Raw genomic sequence first — 20306 nt, 5'->3', positions numbered from 1 at the left:
TTGCTTTAGAACAAATTTATGGTATGAGCATTAGAGAATCTTATAAATACTTATAGCATTAATAATGATTATGTGGTTATACTATGACTGGACTAACTACCATCCCCGTTGATAAAGAGACTCGAGATAGGTTAAAAACATTTGGGCTAAAGGGAGAGACTTACGACGACATAATCAATCGCATGATGGAGCAGATTGAGTACGAGAAATTCATGGAGCGTCTGTATAGACGCCTTGAGGAGAAGGATAAGTTCATTCCTCTGGCTGAGGTCTAATGGTGTTCGAAGTAAGAGTACATCCCGAGGCAGCGAGGTTTATCCGGAAATTGGACTCAAAAGCTCAGCAACGAATAAAAAATGCCCTATTCCTTCTTGAAGAAGATCCCTTTTGCAGTCGCTCTAAGGTCGATATCAAGAAGTTGAGGGGTACAAAAGGAAGACAGAACCTTTTCAGACTTCGTATTGGTGAATATAGGGCAATCTATTCCATAGAAGGAAAGATAGTTTGGGTTACAGATGTTTTTAGACGGGAAAAAGGCTATACAGGAATCTAGATCGGTCATCAGTGAGCATGGACGTTATGATGGCTCACCATACTCCGAGAAGGCATTCCGATAACTATTATTAATTAAGTGACAAATGAGAAGATGCGTCAGTATGAAAAAATTTGAATTTCTGGATTTTGCGACAGCTGATGTCTGCTTTAGAGCATATGGCGCAACTCTCGATGAAGTATTTGCCAATGCTGCCCTTGCGATGTTCGAGACGATGGTGGAAACCAAGGGCGTTGTGCCCAAGATTACAAAAGATGTCGAGGTCAATGGTGAAGATTTAGTATCGCTGATGTTCAATTGGCTCAACGAATTGCTCTTTTACGTCGATGCCGAGGGTCTGGTGTTTTCCAGATTCAACGTCAAAGTAGATGAAAGACGGATGACGCTCAGCGCAAAAGCCACAGGCGAGCAGATAGATTTCCAAAGGCACGAGACGAAAACCGATGTAAAGGCATGCACATATCACGATATGACTATCGAGAAGCGCAATGGAAAATGGGTGGCGCAGGTGATTTTAGATGTGTGATGTGGCGCAACCGAAAAAGAAAAATGCCCCAGCTGGAGTTTATCCTTGACGAGTGGATTTACATAGGGCGCGAATATCACGAGGGGGCACTTCGAGAAGTGGTGGAGTCGTTTAGGTAAGTATAATTAATTACAAAAGGTCTACAAACTCTTCTACAGTTAAGCCAGAATCTTTGACCAAATCTCTGAGGGTGCCCCTCTTAAGCTCTTTGTGTTTTGGGACAGAAAGAGTAACGATAGAGCCAGCTTTTTCCATAATAATATGGTTTTTCTTATATCGGGCCACGCTCCAGCCAGCTTTTCTGAAAGCTTTTACTGCTTTCATCCCAGATATGACATTTAATTTTACCATAAAAGCAATTCTATCGATGGCATATGTGGTTGACGTTAAATAAAACTATGTTGACAATGTTGGGGGGGTTATTTACAACTTCAAACAGCTACTTCTACCACGTTCTCGTTTATGCTAACGGCTTTTGCTCTTTGATTTAAGACTTCTATACAGCCTTGAATTGCCTCTTTGATGTTCTCCAACGCCTCTTCTATCGTCTCACCCTGTGAGTGGCAACCTGGCAGGGCAGGACAACTAACGTTGTATCCTCCATCTTCCTTATCTTCTCTGATTACGACTTTAAATTCCATCTTCTCCTCCGGCCGATCCACATTATGTGACATATATCAATATGTTGCGTTTGTTATAAAGATTATCGACAAGTAAAATCAAATAAAAAATATATCAGTCCAAAATTGGCGTTGTCAAAATTATAGTTAAAAAGGGCAGAATATTAACCCTTCACAACACCCATCGGCACTAATTTTGCCACCGTCTTGCTGATGCCTGCCACTTCGCAAACCCTGACAACCTCATGAATGTCCTTATACACGCCAGGCGCCTCTTCTGCAAGCGCCTTCCAGCTGGATGATTTCACATATATGCCCCTCTCTGCCAGATTTGCCCTCACCTTTTCGCCCCTGAATTGTTTCAGCGCCCCGTGCCTCGACATGAGGCGCCCTGCACCATGGCACACGCTGGAGAACGTCTCTTCCTCTGCCTTTTTCGTTCCCACCAGAACATAGCTCGCTGAGCCCATATCTCCTGGAACGAGCACTGGCTGGCCAACATCGCGATAATCCCTGGGTAGGTCATCTGCCTCAGGACCCAGGCACCGAGTTCCGCCCTTGCGATGCACGAAAACTTTTGTCTTCTTCCCATCTATTACATGCTCCTCTAATTTGCCGATGTTGTGCGCCACGTCATAGACGACCTCTATGTCCATGTCCTCTTGACTCATGCCGAGAACCTTTGCCATGCTCTCCCTTACCCAGTGGTTTATCATCTGTCTGTTGCACCATGCAAAATTGGCGGCGCAGGACATAGCGGCAAAATAATCATCACATTCCTTCGTTCCAGCAGGGGCGTAAACCAACTCACGATCTGGCAATTTCGCAATCTCATTCCTGAATTTGGTATTCAGAATTTGCAGATAATCTGTGCAGACTTGATGTCCAAATCCTCTGGAGCCGGTGTGAATCATGATACAGACCTGTCCTTCGCGTGTTATGCCAAATGTTTTTGCGATCTCTTGTAAATAGATTTTTTCCACTTTCTGAATCTCCAAAAAGTGATTTCCTGCGCCCAGTGACCCCAATTGCGGAGCGCCCCTCTGCATAGCCTTCGATGACACCTTTTCTGAGTTGGCAGAGTTCATGCTGCCATTTTCCTCTAAATGTTCCAAGTCTTTTTTTGTCCCATAGCCGCGCTCAACTGCCCATTGTGCTCCCCTCTCTAACGCCCCGCAGAGTTCTTGTGTTGTCAATCTGATTTTACCTCCTTTGCCGACACCAGAGGGGATGTTTTGAAATATCTTCGTCACCAGATTCTCCAGGTGCGGCCTTATATCCTCTGCCTCTAAATTCGAGCTCAACAGCCTGACACCACAGTTGATATCAAAGCCGATTCCTCCTGGAGAAAGCCCACCGGTTTCGAAATCCAGGGCTGCGACCCCTCCAATAGGAAATCCATAACCAAAATGCATATCTGGCAATGCGATGGAATGTTTGTGGATTCCTGGAAGGCAGGCGACATTTGCGATCTGCTTTATTGCACTCTCTTCGACCAGGTTTAGCAATGTATTTGATAAAAAGAGCCATGCTGGTACGTTCATCCCTTCGATGGCGTCCTGGGGCAGTTCCAACAGATACTCGTCAATCTTCTTCAATTTGTTTTTAAAATCCATATCATCACCTGGAATGTCGACGCCGAGGGCGAGATTTGAACTCACGTGGCGCGTAAGCGCCACCGGTTTGCTTTAACCTTTCTATCTCAAGTTACTTTTTCGTCGGGTTGTTCAAGACCGGCGCCTTAGGCCTCTCTGAGATTCGCCTGCGAATCGAGGCAGGTTAAATCTTGGATTTGACCTGGCTTGGCTACCTCGGCCGAAGGGTTATGTCTCACTCCCTTTTCAAGAGGAAATGAACTTAGCACATATTAAGCATTATCCTAAAAATCATCGATATTCTCATATCGCATGAGGAGAATGACGTACTGGGCTCGTAGTATAGCTTGGATAGTACAGGGGCCTCCGGAGCCTCTAACCCGGGTTCAAATCCCGGCGGGTCCGTTCTGATAGTTCACAGCATATATATCGCAAAAATATGTGAATCCTCGGCGTTAATCCTCTAATACAATCTCGATGTTAATGTTTTTTGGTACCTGAATTCGCATCAATTGCCGCAATGCCCTTTCATCTGCGTCTATATCTATCAGGCGCTTGTGCACCCTCATTTCCCAATGATCCCATGTTGCACTACCCTCTCCATCAGGACTCTTTCTACACGGCACCACTAATTTTTTTGTCGGGAGCGGAATTGGACCTGAAATGTTCACGCCGGTTCGTTCGGCGATATTCTTGAGTTGATCACAAAGCACGTCTAATTCGGCTGGACTCGTCCCTGATAATCGTATCCTTGCTCTCTGTGACATTTTACTTCTCCTGACAGTATATACTTTGTTTTATAAAAAGAAAGGGGGGAGAAAGAGCTATCGCGCTTTGATGTCGATGCACATGCCAGCTGCGACCGTCATCCCCATGTCCCGTATTGCAAATCGTCCTAACTGTGGTATCTCCTTAACCTTCTCTATAACCAGTGGACGCGTTGGCTTGATTTGCACGATGGCAGCATCTCCTGTTTTCAGGAAGTCTGGGTTCTCTTCCTTGACCTGCCCTGTCTTGGGGTCGAGCTTCTTCTTGAGTTCGATGATTGTGCAGGCTACTTGTGCAGTGTGGCAGTGGAATACTGGCGTATAACCAACGGTAATTGCACTCGGGTGTTGAAGTATCACTATTTGTGCTGTAAACTCGTTTGCCACTGTTGGAGGTTTATCCGGGTGTCCGCAGACGTCACCACGTCTGATACTATCCTTGTCGATGCCCCTTACATTGAATCCAATGTTATCTCCAGGAACTGCTTCTGGAATCTCATCGTGATGCATTTCGATCGATTTGACCTCTCCACTGACGTTTGCGGGCTGGAAAATCACCTTATCTCCCTTCTTCATCTTGCCAGTTTCAACACGTCCTACTGGCACGGTGCCGATACCGGAGATAGTGTAGATATCCTGGACAGGCACACGTAATGGGAGCTTGGTTGGTTTCTCTGGCATTTTCAACGTATCTAGCGCCTCTAATATCGTGCTTTCTTTGTACCATGGCGTATTTTTACTCTTTTTGGAGATGTTGTCTCCTTTCAGCGCAGAGGTTGGCACGAATATGGTCTCTTCGGGCTTGTACCCGACCAGCCTAAGCAGTTTTGAAACGTCGTCTTTCACCTGCTTATATACGTTTTCGTCATAGTTGGCGCCATCTATCTTGTTTATTGATATGATTAATTGGTTGATCCCGAGCGTTCGCGCCAAGAATACGTGTTCTTTGGTCTGAGCTTGGACCCCATCAGGACCGCTGACTACCAGAAGTGCTGCATCAGCCTGTGATGCGCCGGTGATCATATTCTTGACAAAATCCCTGTGACCTGGACAATCCACGATGGTAAAATAATATTTGGCAGTGTCAAATCGTTTGTGAGCGATATCAATAGTGATACCTCTCTCTCTCTCTTCTTTTAATGAGTCCATGACCCATGCAAATTCGAACGTTGCCTTTCCCTTTGATTCTGCTTCTTTTTTATACTGTTCAATTACATGCGCTGGTACAGCGCCTGTCTCGAACAACAATCGACCGACCAGGGTTGACTTCCCGTGATCAACGTGTCCGATGACCGCTAAATTTAGGTGTGGTTTATCTACCATCTTCTTATCGCTCCTTTTTTCCTCTAATATAGTGCTATCACTTATTTTGTGCGATTATATATGTTTTTCTTTGACTTATGTTATCAGTTCTCGTTATTACAACACTTTTTCGTATCCTTCTATAATATAACAAAAGGATATCGTTTTGAATCGTCTTTAAAATTCATCTCTTTCATAATTTTTGTCGCCCTTTTTTTTGTCTTTTTTGGTCTCCTTACCTCGTTTTTCATTTTCTTCATCAATGCCGTCACCAATGCCTATCAAATCCTTCAACGTTTCCATTATCGTTTCTATTATACCCTTTGCCATCTCTTTAGTTCATCTCCTTTTTTCCTCTAATATAGTGCTATCACTTATTTTGTGCGATTATATATGTTTTTCTTTGACTTATACAATTCGGTTCTATCTCGGTTCAACCTGATGATACTTTATCTTTTTTTATTCGCGTGGTTTTAGTCCTTTTCTCTGGCGTATTTGACGAATTATCTCCTCTTGTATGCTTTGTGGAAGAACCTGGAAACCCGCATGTTCCGTGTTCCACAATGCCCTTCCTTCGGTTGCAGATCGAAGCTCTCCTGCAAACCCAAATAATTCTGCTACTGGCGCCTTACCGGTAATCACGGTTGTATCTCCTTCCTGCCGCATGTCGAGAATCTGTCCCCTCCGACCCTGAATTTCTCTGGTGGCGCTGCCCATCAAATCCGATGGGACATGTATGTACACATCTTGTATCGGCTCAAGGATCGATGGATTTGCCATCCTGATTGCTTCATGAATTGCCTGCCTGGTAGCCGGGATAACCTGTGCAGGTCCTCGGTGTATTGCATCCTCGTGGAGTTTCACATCTACTAATTTGACCTTTATCCCCTGGCACGGTTCTCTCGTAAGTGGACCATTTGCCATAGCTTCTTCGAATCCCTCTATGATAAGTTCCATGGTTTCTCGTAAATATTGAATTCCTTTCGTCATATCGATAAGTATGTTAGATCCATGGATTGCAACGATCTTCTTGGCCTGGTCTTTGTGCATCCCCCCATCAATCAACAATTGACGTCGTTCAAGCTCCTGCATTTTCATGGAAACTTCGCCAGTTTTTATCAAGTTGGTGACATCGTCCTCCAGAGGTTCGACCTCGAGGTAGAATCTATTGTGTCTGTTGGGCGATACGCCTTCTACCGGACCGGCAAGATTTTGTACAGTCTCTCTATAAACCACAATCGGCGGAGATGTTGTAATTGGTATGTTGTAATCTCGCTCAATTCGATAGGCGATAATTTCCAGATGCAGTTCACCCATCCCAGATATGAGATGCTCTCCAGTCTCTTCGTCGATCTCGACTTTGAGGGTGGGATCTTCTTTTGAAACTTGACGGAGCACTTCGATCAGTTTGGGTAGGTCCTTCATATGCTTCGCTTCGACGGCGACGGTGACTACTGGTTCACTCGCATGTTTGATGCTCTCAAATGGAATAATTCCCCTAATCGACGTCACAGTAGACCCAACTATCGCATCCTTCAAGCCAGTAACAGCAGCGATATTTCCTGCGGGAATGCGCTCTATTTCCTGGCGCTCAGCCCCCATGAATATTCCAACCTGTAAAAGCCTGTTGGTGCGTGTTGTACCCGAGATGTGTAGCTCCTGTCCTCGTTTTAGCGTTCCGCTGAACAACCGTCCAGTCACGACTTCTCCTGCATGCGGGTCTATAGTGATATCTGTGACCATTAATGCGATAGGGCCGTTTGGGTCGCATCTCTCCATTGTCAATCCTATCTCGCTCGATTTATCGCCTTTCCATATCGCTGCTATTCTGTATTTTTGCGCAACGAGCGGGTTGGGCAGGTGATGAATGACCATGTCTAAGACGACCTTATGAAGTGGACATTTCTCTGCAAGTTCCTTCATCTTATTTGATTGGCAATATTCGTATATCTCATTAAAGCCTATCCCGCTCTTTTTCGTATAGTGGACGCTAATCGCCCAATTATACAGCGCAGAACCAAATGCAACCGTTCCATCTGTAACGTCGACCCTCCATCCCTGACTGTATCGCTCTGGATTCATCCCTTTGATCAGTTTATTGACGTGGGTTATGAGATTGCCGAGTCGAATCTGCATCTCCTGTTTGTCGACTTTGAGTTCGTTGATGAGCCGGTCCACTTTGTTTATGAATAAAATCGGTTTGACGTTCTCCTTGAGGGCTTGGCGCAGCACCGTTTCGGTTTGGGGCATCGTCCCTTCAACTGCATCTACGACCACAAGTGCGCCATCCACTGCCCTCATCGCCCTGGTAACATCGCCGCCGAAGTCAACGTGACCTGGCGTGTCGATAAGATTGATGAGATATTCTTCCCCCCCTACTTCATGGACCATCGAGACGTTTGCGGCATTGATAGTAATGCCTCTTGCCTGCTCTTGTTCATCAAAATCCATGAATAATTGTATGCCTGCCAACTCCATCGAGATCATTCCTGCGCCGGCTAAAAGGTTATCCGATAAGGTCGTCTTGCCATGGTCAATGTGAGCGACAATGCCGATATTCCTTATTTTTTCTGGCTGGTCCATCAGGGATACGACCTGCTCAACCATCTTTTTGCTTCTAGTCATATATCTTACCGTGCGGCTTTTGCAATTCTTTCTTTCTCTTCTTTCTTGCTGATTGCATAGCTCTTTACGTCATACTTTGCCACTGCTATAATCTCGGATGCAAGACACTCCTCTATACTCCTTTTGCTCCTGAATGCCGCCTTTTGGGCGCCCCGAGCTATAAACTTCAGCGCCTGATCAACTCTTCGCTGTGAGGAGGCGTCTACTGCTTTTGGGACCGACATCCCGCCATATCTTAATTTTATCGTCTCTTCCTTCGGTCCAGCGTTTTCCACAGCCCTTACGAGCCACTGAATTGGGCTCTCTTTGGTCTTGTCATGGATTATGTCGAATGCATCCCTTACTATGGTATATGCTTTATGTTTTTTCCCGGTGTTATGTCCCTTTTGCATCATCTTGGTTATCAGTCGTTCTATTATTGATATCTCTGACTTACTGCCTTGCTGACTTGATATTTTGCCACCAGTATGGACTGATACTGCTTTGATATTCACATACTCTCGTATCCCTGGGTCGTCAATTTTAATGTCTGAGACATCCCATTTTTCGAATATCTTGCTCAATCTCTCACCTCATTGGTTTTTCTTTGCGCCCGCGCACCATTTCGGATAGGGATACGTTATTAACCTCTGTGACTTTCCACCTGACCCCCGGAATGTCCCCCATGGCACCGCCCATCCGACCGCCGATGCCATCGACCGTAACCTCATCGTGCTCGTCGATGAAATTAATCGCACCATCGCCTGGACAAAAAGCAGTTATTTGTCGCCCATTTTTGATTAATTGTATCCGCACACATTTTCGAATGGCGGAGTTTGGTTGTTTAGCTTCCACGCCAACCTTTTCAAGCACTATGCCTCTAGCCTGTGGCGCCCCCTTCAACGGGTCTGCCTTTCTGTTTAGGTCAAGTGCCTGCCGTTTGTAATATATGTCGCTCCATCGGTATTTTTTGCGTTCATTTTTTAGTTTACGCGCCGCATATGTTCCTTTGCCCATATATATATCCCTCACTAAATTACTTAGTCTACTCACTGAATCACTATATCATCTATGCCATGGTGTCTTTCTGCCAATATTCTCGCCTTTTGTATATTCCTGCCATTTCGTCCTATCACTATCCCTTTATCATTGGGAAGTATTTCTACATAAGCCAAACGCTTGCCATCTTCATTTCTTATGCTCATTTTCTGGATAGTGGCGGGTAGAAATGAATTCCTGATAAATTCATCGGCGTCTTCTGAATATTCGACAATTTCGATGTGTTTTCCTATTGCCTTTTTTACCCTATTTATATTGCACCCTTTTTTACCGATGGCAATTCCCATTTCACCCTTTTTGATGACAAAAATCACCCGAGTATTATCTTCATCAATTACACAATCTCGTGTTACCGCGCCTGTCAGGCTTTCCAATAGTGCGATATAGCGCATTCCTTCACTGGTGAGTTTGACTTTGCTCATTTCAACACCGACTAAATCAAGAGTTATATGCTAATATGATATCCGACTCGCCAGGATTTATTATTGCCAGGGCAGATATTATATATGGCTTGCCGCAGGCGAGCCCGAGGTCCACACTCTTTCCAGCATAATTAAGGACCGGAACCTCACTCTCTTCTATTTTCATCCTAACTTCGCGTGGAGAGTTAGAGGCGAGAATTATCAACTGCGCCTTTCCATTTTTAGCGGCGTCGATTGTCCTGTTTGCACCTATGATGACCTCTCCGGTCTTTATAGCACTTCGTAATGCTCTGTTTAGATCGATTTTCATCTCTTCTCTCTTCTACTTTTTCGCTTTATAAGTCAGCGCAATGCCCCCCGTCCCCAACTGTATGGGCTGCCCTACGATGACGTTTTCGGTCACTCCTGTCAGTTCGTCGACATCTCCTCTCACAGCCGCATCTAATAGGTGGTTTACTGTCATCTCAAAAGCAGCTCGTGATAATACACTCGCCTTTTCTCCTGATATCCCATGGCGTCCGATCTGTTTGACTTCGCCGTCCACGGTCATCCTATCAGCCACGAGCATAACGTGTCGTACATCTACTTCCAGGCCTTGTTCACGCAAAGTATCCATCGCCTCTGATATAATGGCGTTGCGCGCAGCCTCTATTCCCAATACCTCTTCAATTTCGTTGATGTTATTCGTTTTAGTTCTGGTAGCGTCTACGCCCTCGAATTGAAGTATTTTCTTCAATGCGGTACCTTCGGTATATAGTACATATTCGTCGTTTTCTTTCCTGACCACGACACGGTGGATGCCCTCTATGCCTTTGAGTGTAATATTTTTAATCTTTTCTACTAATTGTAACAGCTCTCGATATGAGACCTTCTTTGGGCGTATCAAAAGTTTTCGATTGTTTTGGTGTACTTCTATTTTGGCTGTATCCCTGATCTTCTGGGCGACATCGTCAACGGCAATCTTTCGTTGGCTTAATATTTTCTCGTTTAGATCGCATACTATTTGCATTTCTGTCAGGTCGATCGTAAGGTCGCCTAAATGCATTAAGGTGGTTTTCTGTATTTCCCATGCGAGAGCTCGAACTCTATCCCTATCAGCGTATCCTGGCTCAAGTTTGATAGTCATAATGGGGGTGCTCGGATTTTTCCTTGCATCTACTATCTCGATAAGGCGCGGCAGACCCAGCGTGACATTGATTTCAGCGACACCTGCGTAGTGAAATGTTCTCATGGTCATCTGAGTACCAGGTTCACCTATCGATTGTGCCGCAATAACGCCAACCGCTTCACATGGCTCGACTTTGGCACGCTCATATGCATCTATAACGGTATTTACAATATCGTCTAATTGACTTTTGGTTATCTCTGCTTGGTTCAGGTCGCATCTAAGCTCTTCTATTATGCTTGCCGGAAGGGCAAGGCCGTCAAGTTTGGAGTCGATCATCTTCGGCGTAACCATGACATCTTTCTTTGTTGCCTCGCTCTCGGAGGGCTTCGCAGTTGGTTCCTCTAAAAGTCCCATCACTTTATTAGCGGCAGCCTTTGAGATGCCAGCTTTTACAAGCTCTTCGACTGACGCCTTTTTCAATTTCCTCAATGTGAATCCCGCGTTTAAGAGTGCCTCTGCTGTTTTTTGGGGTACATCCCTCTTTAGAAGGGCATTAAGGGTATCTTTCTTAGCTAACTTTCCACCTCCTCTCCCGTGATGTTTTCAATAATCTTGCGCACGTTTACGGATTTGCCGTAGTCGCTTTTTGTCGGATCTACTCCATCTTCTCCATATTCAAACTGTATGATCAGTCCCGTGGTGTCTCTGACACTTCCATCGTATTTGACATCCAGGTCCTGCAGAGCATTGATCAACCGCCGCTGTAGATAACCAGATTGAGATGTTCTGACGGCAGTATCTACCAGCCCTTCTCTACCTCCAATTGCGTGGAAGAAAAATTCGGTAGGGCTCAGTCCCTTCTTATAACTGGACGTTACGAAACCACGGGCGGCCGCTCTTAGGTCACCTATCTCAAAATGGGGAAGTGTCCTTTCCTCATATCCTCTTGTGATTCGTTCACCCCTAATGGATTGCTGGCCAACACATGCTGCCATTTGGGTCAGGTTGAGCATAGATCCACGAGATCCCGAAATTGCCATTACTACCGCAGAGTTGTTCTGGCCGAGGTGTTTACCTGCGATACTACCAGCAAGGTCTCTTGCCTTGCCCAGCTCCTGCATTATTTTCATCTCTATGGTTTCATCGAGTGTCCTACCTGGTAGTGGCTCGAGCTCTCCTGCCCTATATGCTTCAATAAGGCGATCAACTCGCTCCTCTACATCCCCCATAACATTGTAAATCTGATTTTGTGTCTCACGCGGAATATCTTCATCGTCAATTCCAAAGCTAAAACCAAAGTGCATGATGGCTCTAATGGCTAACTGTGTCACATCCTCTAAAAATTTCCGTGCCTCAATTACGTCATATTTCTTGCAAATTCTATCGAGAATCTTCCCGTTAAAAGCACCTATGCCATTTTCGTCGATGGTTCCGCATAACAATTCTCCATTGCGAATCCTCACATATGCGCCTTTTTCGCACTTCGCTTTTTTACACACCTCACAATTCTCGCACATTTTTGCTTTGTAGGTGATATTCAAATCCTCCGGGAGTACGCAGGAGAATATCTGCTTGCCTGTCCAGTATGGTTGTCCATTCATGGTTTCGGCAGGCATCGTCAAATCCTTGGCGTCTGATTTTCTTAACATATTCAGGGCAGTGCTCTTATCGAAGAGCTTCCGTCCCATAGATAACATGAATATGCCGGATATGTGGTCATGAATACCGCCGATAATGGGTCCACCAAATCTCGGAGAAAGCATGTTTTCCTCTACTTTCATCAATATCCTTGCATCTGCTCGCGCCTCCTCGGTCTGTGGCACGTGTAGGTTCATCTCATCTCCATCAAAGTCTGCATTGTATGGCGGGCATACAGCGGGGTTTATCCTAAACGTCTTATCTGGCATTATCTTGATACTGTGCGCCATTATACTCATTCGATGTAGTGACGGCTGCCTGTTAAACAAAACAATATCACCTTCCTTTAACTGTCGATCTACGCTCCATCCTGGCTCGAGCATCTCTGCCAGTTCTTCGCAGTTATGCTCGGTTATCTTAACACGACGACCGTCACCCCTCTTTACATAATTGGCGCCAGGATGGTTGTCAGGACCTCTGCGCACGTATTCTTTGCATTCTTTTATATTTTGCGGAGTTACGTTCATCGTGATAGTCATTTCTTGAGCAATTTTCAATGGAACCCCCACTTCATCGATGTTAAGGTTTGGATCTGGCGATATTACGGTCCTTGCAGAGAAGTTTACCCTTTTTCCAGAGAGACTACCTCTGAATCGTCCCTCTTTTCCCTTCAGCCTTTGGGATAGTGTCTTCAGAGGACGTCCACTTCGATGGCGTGCAGGTGGAACACCGGAAACCTCGTTATCCATGAAGGTCGTCACATGATATTGGAGCAGTTCCCATAGGTCTTCAATAATCAGTTGGGGCGCCCCTGCTCCCGTATTCTCCTGAAATCGCTGGTTGATCCGTATGATGTCGACCAATTTATGTGTCAAATCGTCTTCAGAGCGTTGTCCGCTTTCTAAGGTTATGGACGGGCGTGTATTTACCGGAGGTACTGGCAATACCGTCAAAATCATCCACTCAGGCCTGGCATTGTTTGGGTCCATTCCAAATACTTCGATATCTTCGTCCGGGATGCGCTCAAATCGATCACGTACATCTGCTGGCATTAGTTTATGCTCCTCTTCGATATACATAGTCGGTTTTTCAAATGCGATTTCCTTTTGCCTCTCCTCACAATATGGGCACACGCGAATCTTGGTGGCGCTTTTGAATGCCTCTTTCACCATGTCATCTGTTAACTGTCCCAGTTTGTTCAAAGATTTTATCTTGTCAAGATATTGCTTCTTTGTCATCTCATCAAACAGCAGATGGCCACATTTGCGGCACGTTGCTCGCAAGATTTTTAAAATCCATTTTGCAAATCCAACGTGAATCACAGGGGCAACGAGTTCGATATGCCCAAAGTGACCTGGACACTCTCCTATCCGTCCTCCACACGTCTTACATCGCAATCCAGGGTCAATAACTCCAAGACGCTGATCCATCAGCCCCATATCAATGGGAAATCCATCATCGTCGTACGTATCTGCAGTGATGATCTTGGTGGCACTCATCCTTCGGATTTCTTTGGGTGAAAGGAGGCCAAACTTGATTCTTCGTATTTTCTTAATACTCGCCATTTTTACCTCTTTTAAACCGCATCCTCTAATTCCAGTCTTGGAGCAATTCCAAGGGACTTCATCTCGTCGAGCAACAATTTGAACGCGTAACTCATCTCTACAGAGTATATATCGGTGTCCGCTCCACAACTTGCACAGTACGCCACATTTCGGCGCTTGTCATATGTTGCCACCATTCCACAGTGGTTGCACACCAACTCGGCCACTCTATCCGATTCATCGAGTAATCGCTCCTTAAGGGCCATCGCAGCCCCGTGACCGATCAGGACATCTCTCTCCATTTCTCCGAATCTAAGTCCTCCTTCTCTGGCTCGCCCCTCAGTAGGTTGTCTGGTAAGGACCTGTATGGGTCCTCTTGATCTGGCATGCAGCTTACCCGAGACCATGTGATATAGTTTTTGATATTGTATGACGCCGATGAATATGTCTGCTTGAATTTGTTTCCCGGTGGTGCCATCGTACATGACTTCCTTTCCAGTGTGAGTGAAATTAAATTTCTTGAGTGCTGCACGCAATTTGTCCTCTGGTTCTCCTGAGAAAGCGGTTGCATCGATGCGTTTTCCTTCCAGGGAGCCGACCTTCCCCCCAAGCATCTCAAGAACATGACCGACGGTCATTCTGGAGGGTATGGCATGAGGATTGATGATCAGATCCGGTACGATTCCGTGCTCGGTAAACGGCATGTCTTCATGTGGCACGATGAGCCCAATAACGCCTTTTTGTCCGTGTCGTGAGGCGAATTTATCTCCCAATTCTGGAATTCGCTGGTCCCTGATGCGGACCTTTGCCAGCTTAGCGCCATTTTCCGATTCGGTAAGAATAACGGTATCCACACAACCCCTCTCGTTTGAGCGCACTGTTATGGATGCCTCTCTTCGTTTTTGTGGCGTCAGTCCTCCAAGGTCCATCGCCTCCTCTAAAAACCTGGGAGGGCTTGTCTTTCCTATCAAAGCGTCATTCGGTCCCACGATGGTTTCTGGGTTTACAAGTCCGTCTTCATCCAGATGGGCATAAACTTCACTGCCTCTGGCACCCCTTATCTCTGCATCTGGAACCTCGAATTTGTCTTCATGGCCACCAGGATAACGCCGTTCCTCGCATTCATATGTTCTAAAGAAGTGACTTCTTCCGAGTCCTCTTTCTATTGAGCCTTTATTGATGACGAGTGCATCCTCGATGTTATATCCTTCGTATGAAAGTACGGCGACGACGAAGTTCTGACCACCAGGACGCTCGTCAAAACCAATGATATCTGCTGTTTGGGTTGTTACTATTGATAATTGTGGATAATGCAACATATGCGCTCTTGTATCCGGTCGGAGCTTCATATTTGCGGCTGACACCCCGAGTGTTTGCTTTATCATTCCAGCACCCATGGTATTACGCGGGGATGCGTTATGCTCAGGATATGGTATCACTCCAGTACAGATGCCCAATATCAGTGAAGGGTCTATCTCAAGGTGTGTGTGTTTCTCTGTGAGATCCTCTTCATTTATTGCGATAAGCGTATTTTCTTCCTCTTCTGCATCCAGATATTCTATCAAACCCTGATTGACAAGATCTTCAAATATTAGACTCCCCTCTTCCAGTTGGCGGATGGAGTCATCCGTCAATAATGGTTTGCCATTTTCCACGATAATAAGCGGACGTCTTGCCCGTCCACGGTCTATACTTATTATCACTTCATGGGTTTTCTGGTGATGCGTAACGTTTAGCTGTTTTGAAATAGTCCCCTCTCGTCGTTTCGTTCTTATATCTTTTATCAGTTTAACCGGGTCGTCATGAGTTCCGACAAGTGCTCCCCCTATAGATACATTGGCATTCTGTATGCTCATCTGGTTTTCATCGGAATTTCTTGTTGGTGGCAGTACTCCAAGCTCATATAGATATGTCTGTAATTTATCCTCGTCATCCACGCCAGTCGATAATTCCACCATCTGGGCGAAGTTCTTGACCAAACCGCAATTAGGGCCTTCTGGCGTCTCGGAAGGACATATCCTGCCCCACTGCGTTGGATGCAGGTCCCTCGCCTCAAAATGGGGTTGTGCCCTGGACAGTGGTGATATAACTCTTCGCAGGTGTGATATCATCGCCGTGTAGTCTATCTGGTCGAGAAGTTGTGAGACTCCTGTTCGCCCGCCAACCCAATTACCAGTGGCTAGCGGGTGCATTAGCCTTTCTGAGAGGACGTCTGCCCTGACCACCGTTTTAATAGTCAACTCTCGACTCCTCATGCTCGATCGCTCTAATTGGTACTTGATGTCCCTCGTTAATCGATTAAATGAAACCCTAAACAGATCCTCCAATAAATCCCCAGCAAGTTTGAGTCGTTTGTTGGAGTAGTGGTCCTTGTCATCCTCGCCCCTGCGTTTTAAAGTCAGCTCAAAACACGCCTCTGCCATTCGTCCGAGGAAACGTGCCTTTTCAAGTCTATCTTTTTCTTCATTGCCTATATGTGGAAGCAGATATCTATCGATCACATAGTTCGCTCGCTTTTTCCGATATTCCTTTGCCTGACCTGGTGCCACCCGTTTGCCGAGCATTTCCATAATGTCTTCGGTGTTGTTTGCTTCTGCCTCTTCCAGATTTTCCAGCACAAATTTCGTTATTTCTGGGTCATTTGACACGGCGTTCACAATCTCTTGGTCAGTCTCTAAACCAAGCGCCCTCATCATCATGATGAAGTTAAGTCGTCCTGATATTGATGGAAATGATATTTCAAGTATGGAGTTACGTCCCCTTTCTACGATGACCAGTGTTCTGTATCCTCTTCGTTGGGAGAACACTTTGGCCACTTCGATCTTGTCACCGTATCGATCATCGTATTCCACGAGAATCTTATTTGGTGCAAGGTCCTCCATGCTTATTATAACTCGTTCAGTACCATGGACGATAAAATAGCCACCAGGGTCTAACGGGTCTTCTCCAACCTGGGTCATCTCTTCGGGTGTGAGTCCCTCCAGATTACATTTGCTTGACCGTAACATTGTGGGAAGAGAACCGATCTCTTCTTCGACTTCATCCACCACCTCACGCTCTCCAGCCCCATAATAGTCCTTGATGATGGACATTTTGAGATGAATTGGCGCGGCATATGTGATATTTCTGAGTCTTGCCTCGGTTGGATATAGCAATTCACGCGAACCGTCTGCCTCTTTGACCATGGGATGCGTGACTCGGATTTTGCCGAGTTTAATATATACTTTGTATCTGCCTCGTGAGTCTTCTTTCTCGATATCGGTTTCTATTACTCCCTGCTCATCGATGATCTTCTGCAGACCTTTATCAACGAAGTTATTGAATGAATTAATATGGTGTTGAACTATTTTCTCTCTTGTGAAATACGCCTTCGATAAAATTTTTCGGTCTAACACGCTAGCTCTCCTATTTAATCGATCACCAATCGGTATGCTATTGCCTTACCAGCGGTGTGACTGTTCCTCATAATTTTTATGACATCACCCACACTTGCGCCTATCTCTTTAATGACTGTGTCTGAGATTTTTATTTTTGGTAGCTCCCCAACAGATATATGATGTTTTGCTAAGAGGGACTTTACGTCTCTTTCTGATAACACCATATGTTCCGGGACTATCTCATGGTCAATTACGCTGATTTTTTTCATATCACAATGCCTCACAATCCATGTGGGATGTTCTAACTCTGCCTTGATCTTTTGGTACAGCGATTGGGCGTGTCACAGTTCAAAGATGCACCATGCACCACTTCAAAGAAGTGGTGGACCTGCAATTCCTATGAAGTTTCAGGTGATGGAACATCTGGTGGAGTTGTTCAACACCGACTAAATCAAAAGATTTAGACGGGCTCGAAGGGATTTGAACCCTTGGCCACCTGGTTTCTTTCTGTCTCAGATCGAAAATCCCCCTCTCTTGTGAGGGTGAGGGATGCAATCATATATCTCCGAGATTTTAACCTGTCTTATCTGACGTAGATAAAAGCCAGGCGCTCTGCCTAACTGAGCTACGAGCCCCAATGTAGAACTTACGTTCGATTGATGGCGTGTAATTCCAACATAAGTTACTAAGTTTATCACTTCAGACAGGCAATCACCATTGTTGACCAACTATATTATGGAAACCAATTGGCCGCTTCGATTATGCAATGCATTTATCTCATTTAAGCCTTTCTTTTATCTAATATGTCATACTTAAAACTTGTGGTCTTATGCAGTACTTCCGAAGGTCAAATTACACCAACCAACACGTCCAAAAGGAAGCCCCAACACCCCTCCAGCATTCATGCCACAAAAGCTGTACCAGTCACTTCTTTCTTTCCTTTTCCACTGCTCGGATTGCCCTTTTTCGATGGAAGTAACTCTCTTAACATGGTTTCAAGGAACGTAGTTTCAAGGCTTACAAACCCAGTGTCTAATCTAATGCCCATCTAACACCCATCACGAACAAGGCGGAAAACATCCCAGCCAATAATGTAACCATGAGTTCGGTCTTAAGTATGTAATGAGTGAATATCATGATAATAAGAGCACCTGTAAGAGCACCTAAGGGATAGTTCCGCGCTTTACTGAAAATCCCCTCAATTGAACTATAAATTGTGTTTTTGTCTGTCATTTTCCTCCCCGGTCTTAGTTTGTGTTCATCAACCGAAGATTTTACACCCATTTTTTCAGAGATTTTTTTATATTCCGTCAACCTTAACTTCTACAAAATCCTCTTATCTAATATATTGTACTTAAAACTTGTGGTCTTATCAGTAGTTCCGAAGGTCAAATTCCCCAACTATAGTAAGAATCTATTTATGAGGAGGTTTGTATATAAATAGTTATACACAATTTGACCTATACTGTAAGGATAAGGAGATAAACCAATGACAGAAACGAGTAAAGGACAAAAATGATGGAAAAAGCAGAGGAAATTCAGGAATTTTGGGCTTATGATTTAGGACAGGTTTCAAACTCAGATATAACATTGTTAGATAATGTCCAGTTTATATATGAATTGTCTTTAGCTCAACTAGAATTAAAATCTTTGGACGTTGATTTTGAGGCGACAAATGGGCTAAGAGAGTTTAAGATTGCTAATAAATCGGCTAAATTGGAAGAAAAAATAAGAAAACGGACTGCCTATTGTAAATCTATCAATAAAAAGTATACTGATTATTTTCAAATAATACAGAGGAATAGAACACGATCAGTAAATCAATATTTGACTCATTGGATTTATCCATATAAGGGCAAGTTCCATCCTCAGATGATAAGAGCACTCCTGAACATTATTGGACTTGAGCAAGGAGATACGGTCCTTGATCCCTTTATAGGAAGTGGAACAACTGCCTTAGAGGCTCAACTTTTGGGTATAAACTGTGTTGGTATTGATATATCTCCTCTTTGTGTGCTTCAAAGCAAAGTTAAAGTTGAATCTATAGATGTTTTGGCAGATATTATAAATTGGAAAGAAAGAATAAGAGACAAAATAGGAGCCCCTTTGTTTAATACTGAAAATAAAACCCTTGATGAAACTATTGAGGTTATTCCAGAGGAAAAAGTAAGAAATTTTTATAGGATGGCAAGGTTAGTTGCTATAAGTGACAATGCCAGACGCGGAAGAAATTTTTCTAACGCCTTCCTCAAAAATTTAGAAATGATGGTTTCCTCAGTTACTGATTATCATCAGATAGTAAAGGAGCTTGACCTAAAATTAGGCGAAATGGATATAAAAGTTGGTGATTCTAGAAAATTACCTTTAGATGCTGAAAGTATTGATGGCATAATAACCTCCCCCCCTTATTCTATTGCTTTAGATTATGTCGTAAATGATGCCCACGCCTTAAAATCATTGGGATATAATCTACCTGAAATTAGGGAAGAGTTTATCGGTGTCAGAGGAAAAGGACAAGACAAAGTTAATCTTTATAATGAGGATATGAAGCAGTCTTATAATGAGATGTATAGGATATTAAAACCCCAAAAATTTGCTGTCATTGTTATCGGGAATGCGACTTATCAAGGAAGACAAGTTAAAACGGTTGAGTTTACCATAGATTATATGGAAAAGATAGGATTTAAACTAGTCAGGAATATTAATAAAATTATCTTTGGGCTATATAATGTGATGAAGAGAGAAAATATTTTAATTTTTCAAAAAACAGGAGAAATTAATCATGAAAGACGAAAAATACATTTCCAAACTTGAAAATGTAATCAAGCAAATGCTTGTGCCCTTGAAAGAAATCCCGTTTAATTTGGTAATTGAATCACTGACAGGTAAAAAAGTAATTCCTTTCGATTCCAATGACCCGGAGGACAATCAACTTCTGGATATTTTGAAAGATGTTACTCTGATTGCCGGCAGAAAGATAAATGAGAGTGGAATAATCAGGGCAAGGGCAAACGAGGTAGGGAACGATATTGAAGGTTTTATAAAATCAGCAATGGAAGGTCATAATCTAAGTCCTGATATCCCTTCAGGTGCAAGCGGAAGGAAGAAAGCGATGGGTTATCCAGATATTATCTTCTATTACAAGGGCAGTGTTAACTTAAGGACTACCTGAAACGTAAAACAGGTAGGTG

The 20306-nt window shown here is 44.3% G+C and carries 21 protein-coding genes and 3 tRNA genes; 6 read left to right on the top strand and 18 right to left on the bottom strand.

Annotated elements, in window-relative coordinates; all coding sequences use genetic code 11:
* Positions 1-83: 83 nt before the first annotated feature.
* From BME93_00770 to BME93_00760, 3 genes are all read left to right on the top strand, one after another.
* Complete coding sequence (locus BME93_00770) at positions 84-275, top strand: hypothetical protein (protein ID ATZ61708.2); 192 nt, start codon at positions 84-86, stop codon at positions 273-275.
* Complete coding sequence (locus BME93_00765) at positions 275-553, top strand: type II toxin-antitoxin system RelE/ParE family toxin (protein ID ATZ60718.2); 279 nt, start codon at positions 275-277, stop codon at positions 551-553. Before BME93_00770 ends, BME93_00765 begins: the two co-directional genes overlap by 1 nt.
* Before the next feature lie 103 nt (positions 554-656).
* The gene (locus BME93_00760) at positions 657-1079 is read left to right on the top strand and encodes an archease (GenBank protein ATZ60717.2); all 423 of its coding nucleotides are present in this window, start codon (positions 657-659) and stop codon (positions 1077-1079) included.
* Positions 1080-1208: 129 nt separating this feature from the next.
* On the opposite strand, the gene BME93_00755 is transcribed toward BME93_00760, so the two are convergent.
* The 4 genes from BME93_00755 to BME93_00740 all read right to left on the bottom strand — a co-directional run bounded on the left by BME93_00755 (position 1209) and on the right by BME93_00740 (position 3515).
* Positions 1209-1403: a type II toxin-antitoxin system HicA family toxin gene (locus BME93_00755; protein ID ATZ60716.2), complete on the bottom strand. Its 195-nt coding sequence runs from the start codon at positions 1401-1403 to the stop codon at positions 1209-1211.
* Between the two features lie 107 nt (positions 1404-1510).
* Positions 1511-1720 (bottom strand): type II toxin-antitoxin system HicB family antitoxin, encoded by a 210-nt coding sequence (locus BME93_00750; protein ATZ60715.2) that lies wholly within the window; start codon positions 1718-1720, stop codon positions 1511-1513.
* A 143-nt stretch (positions 1721-1863) separates the two neighbouring features.
* Positions 1864-3315, bottom strand: coding sequence for an RtcB family protein (locus BME93_00745; GenBank protein ATZ60714.2), 1452 nt, complete (start codon positions 3313-3315; stop codon positions 1864-1866).
* Positions 3316-3335: 20 nt separating this feature from the next.
* Positions 3336-3515: transfer RNA gene (locus BME93_00740), tRNA-Ser, on the bottom strand.
* A gap of 110 nt (positions 3516-3625) precedes the next feature.
* Here BME93_00740 and BME93_00735 point away from each other — a divergent pair.
* Positions 3626-3699 (top strand) — tRNA-Arg (locus tag BME93_00735).
* A gap of 50 nt (positions 3700-3749) precedes the next feature.
* Here BME93_00735 and rpsJ read toward each other — a convergent pair.
* From rpsJ to BME93_00665, 14 genes are all read right to left on the bottom strand, one after another.
* Complete coding sequence (rpsJ, locus tag BME93_00730; protein ID ATZ60711.2) at positions 3750-4061, bottom strand: 30S ribosomal protein S10; 312 nt, start codon at positions 4059-4061, stop codon at positions 3750-3752.
* 57 nt (positions 4062-4118) lie between these two features.
* Positions 4119-5384 (bottom strand): translation elongation factor EF-1 subunit alpha, encoded by a 1266-nt coding sequence (tuf, locus tag BME93_00725; protein WRQ72949.1) that lies wholly within the window; start codon positions 5382-5384, stop codon positions 4119-4121.
* A gap of 156 nt (positions 5385-5540) precedes the next feature.
* Positions 5541-5693, bottom strand: coding sequence for a hypothetical protein (locus BME93_00720; GenBank protein ATZ60710.2), 153 nt, complete (start codon positions 5691-5693; stop codon positions 5541-5543).
* Positions 5694-5822: 129 nt separating this feature from the next.
* A complete protein-coding gene (locus BME93_00715; GenBank protein ATZ60709.2) occupies positions 5823-7988 on the bottom strand; it encodes an elongation factor EF-2 in 2166 nt (721 codons plus the stop codon).
* Positions 7989-7993: 5 nt separating this feature from the next.
* A complete protein-coding gene (locus BME93_00710) occupies positions 7994-8551 on the bottom strand; it encodes a 30S ribosomal protein S7 (protein ID ATZ60708.2) in 558 nt (185 codons plus the stop codon).
* Between the two features lie 4 nt (positions 8552-8555).
* Positions 8556-8984: a 30S ribosomal protein S12 gene (locus BME93_00705; GenBank protein ID ATZ60707.2), complete on the bottom strand. Its 429-nt coding sequence runs from the start codon at positions 8982-8984 to the stop codon at positions 8556-8558.
* 32 nt (positions 8985-9016) lie between these two features.
* Complete coding sequence (locus tag BME93_00700; protein ATZ60706.2) at positions 9017-9448, bottom strand: NusA-like transcription termination signal-binding factor; 432 nt, start codon at positions 9446-9448, stop codon at positions 9017-9019.
* Between the two features lie 16 nt (positions 9449-9464).
* Positions 9465-9758 carry a 50S ribosomal protein L30e gene (locus BME93_00695; protein ID ATZ60705.2) on the bottom strand — a complete coding sequence of 98 codons (294 nt, stop codon included), beginning with the start codon at positions 9756-9758 and terminating at the stop codon, positions 9465-9467.
* Between the two features lie 12 nt (positions 9759-9770).
* On the bottom strand, positions 9771-10907 hold the full coding sequence (rpoA2, locus tag BME93_00690) for a DNA-directed RNA polymerase subunit A'' (protein ATZ60704.2): 1137 nt from the start codon (positions 10905-10907) through the stop codon (positions 9771-9773).
* Positions 10908-11128: 221 nt separating this feature from the next.
* Entirely contained in the window at positions 11129-13759 is a 2631-nt protein-coding gene (locus BME93_00685) for a DNA-directed RNA polymerase subunit A' (protein ID ATZ61707.2), read from the bottom strand.
* Positions 13760-13770: 11 nt separating this feature from the next.
* Positions 13771-17133 carry a DNA-directed RNA polymerase subunit B gene (locus BME93_00680; GenBank protein ID ATZ60703.2) on the bottom strand — a complete coding sequence of 1121 codons (3363 nt, stop codon included), beginning with the start codon at positions 17131-17133 and terminating at the stop codon, positions 13771-13773.
* Positions 17134-17147: 14 nt separating this feature from the next.
* Complete coding sequence (locus BME93_00675) at positions 17148-17384, bottom strand: DNA-directed RNA polymerase subunit H (GenBank protein ID ATZ60702.2); 237 nt, start codon at positions 17382-17384, stop codon at positions 17148-17150.
* 196 nt (positions 17385-17580) lie between these two features.
* Positions 17581-17750 (bottom strand) — tRNA-Lys (locus BME93_00670).
* 266 nt (positions 17751-18016) lie between these two features.
* On the bottom strand, positions 18017-18163 hold the full coding sequence (locus BME93_00665; GenBank protein WRQ72948.1) for a hypothetical protein: 147 nt from the start codon (positions 18161-18163) through the stop codon (positions 18017-18019).
* 467 nt (positions 18164-18630) lie between these two features.
* Here BME93_00665 and BME93_00660 point away from each other — a divergent pair, with 467 nt between their 5' ends.
* A complete protein-coding gene (locus tag BME93_00660; protein ID ATZ60700.2) occupies positions 18631-19929 on the top strand; it encodes a DNA methyltransferase in 1299 nt (432 codons plus the stop codon).
* A complete protein-coding gene (locus BME93_00655) occupies positions 19898-20287 on the top strand; it encodes a hypothetical protein (GenBank protein ID ATZ60699.2) in 390 nt (129 codons plus the stop codon). The genes BME93_00660 and BME93_00655 overlap by 32 nt, the downstream gene beginning before the upstream one ends.
* Positions 20288-20306: the final 19 nt, after the last annotated feature.

It is taken from the genome of Methanosarcinales archaeon Met12 (assembly GCA_002813105.2).
In the GTDB taxonomy this organism is placed as follows: Archaea; Halobacteriota; UBA148; order UBA148; family JAJOKI01; genus JAJOKI01.
Note: the sequence above shows the minus strand (reverse complement) of the source record. Positions and strands in the feature narration are given on the sequence as shown.

What these genes read in the sequence shown, in the direction of transcription:
- BME93_00720 (ATZ60710.2), bottom strand. Translation starts at nt 5,693, where the DNA reads ATGGCAAAGGGTATAATAGAAACGATAATGGAAACGTTGAAGGATTTG.
- BME93_00715 (ATZ60709.2), bottom strand. Translation starts at nt 7,988, where the DNA reads ATGACTAGAAGCAAAAAGATGGTTGAGCAGGTCGTATCCCTGATGGAC.
- BME93_00755 (ATZ60716.2), bottom strand. Translation starts at nt 1,403, where the DNA reads ATGAAAGCAGTAAAAGCTTTCAGAAAAGCTGGCTGGAGCGTGGCCCGA.
- BME93_00765 (ATZ60718.2), top strand. Translation starts at nt 275, where the DNA reads ATGGTGTTCGAAGTAAGAGTACATCCCGAGGCAGCGAGGTTTATCCGG.
- BME93_00660 (ATZ60700.2), top strand. Translation starts at nt 18,631, where the DNA reads ATGATGGAAAAAGCAGAGGAAATTCAGGAATTTTGGGCTTATGATTTA.
- BME93_00760 (ATZ60717.2), top strand. Translation starts at nt 657, where the DNA reads ATGAAAAAATTTGAATTTCTGGATTTTGCGACAGCTGATGTCTGCTTT.
- rpsJ (ATZ60711.2), bottom strand. Translation starts at nt 4,061, where the DNA reads ATGTCACAGAGAGCAAGGATACGATTATCAGGGACGAGTCCAGCCGAA.
- BME93_00770 (ATZ61708.2), top strand. Translation starts at nt 84, where the DNA reads ATGACTGGACTAACTACCATCCCCGTTGATAAAGAGACTCGAGATAGG.
- BME93_00665 (WRQ72948.1), bottom strand. Translation starts at nt 18,163, where the DNA reads ATGGGCATTAGATTAGACACTGGGTTTGTAAGCCTTGAAACTACGTTC.
- BME93_00675 (ATZ60702.2), bottom strand. Translation starts at nt 17,384, where the DNA reads ATGAAAAAAATCAGCGTAATTGACCATGAGATAGTCCCGGAACATATG.
- BME93_00685 (ATZ61707.2), bottom strand. Translation starts at nt 13,759, where the DNA reads ATGGCGAGTATTAAGAAAATACGAAGAATCAAGTTTGGCCTCCTTTCA.
- BME93_00750 (ATZ60715.2), bottom strand. Translation starts at nt 1,720, where the DNA reads ATGGAATTTAAAGTCGTAATCAGAGAAGATAAGGAAGATGGAGGATAC.
- tuf (WRQ72949.1), bottom strand. Translation starts at nt 5,384, where the DNA reads ATGGTAGATAAACCACACCTAAATTTAGCGGTCATCGGACACGTTGAT.
- BME93_00695 (ATZ60705.2), bottom strand. Translation starts at nt 9,758, where the DNA reads ATGAAAATCGATCTAAACAGAGCATTACGAAGTGCTATAAAGACCGGA.
- BME93_00705 (ATZ60707.2), bottom strand. Translation starts at nt 8,984, where the DNA reads ATGGGCAAAGGAACATATGCGGCGCGTAAACTAAAAAATGAACGCAAA.
- BME93_00700 (ATZ60706.2), bottom strand. Translation starts at nt 9,448, where the DNA reads ATGAGCAAAGTCAAACTCACCAGTGAAGGAATGCGCTATATCGCACTA.
- BME93_00655 (ATZ60699.2), top strand. Translation starts at nt 19,898, where the DNA reads ATGAAAGACGAAAAATACATTTCCAAACTTGAAAATGTAATCAAGCAA.
- rpoA2 (ATZ60704.2), bottom strand. Translation starts at nt 10,907, where the DNA reads ATGGTTACGCCGAAGATGATCGACTCCAAACTTGACGGCCTTGCCCTT.
- BME93_00745 (ATZ60714.2), bottom strand. Translation starts at nt 3,315, where the DNA reads ATGGATTTTAAAAACAAATTGAAGAAGATTGACGAGTATCTGTTGGAA.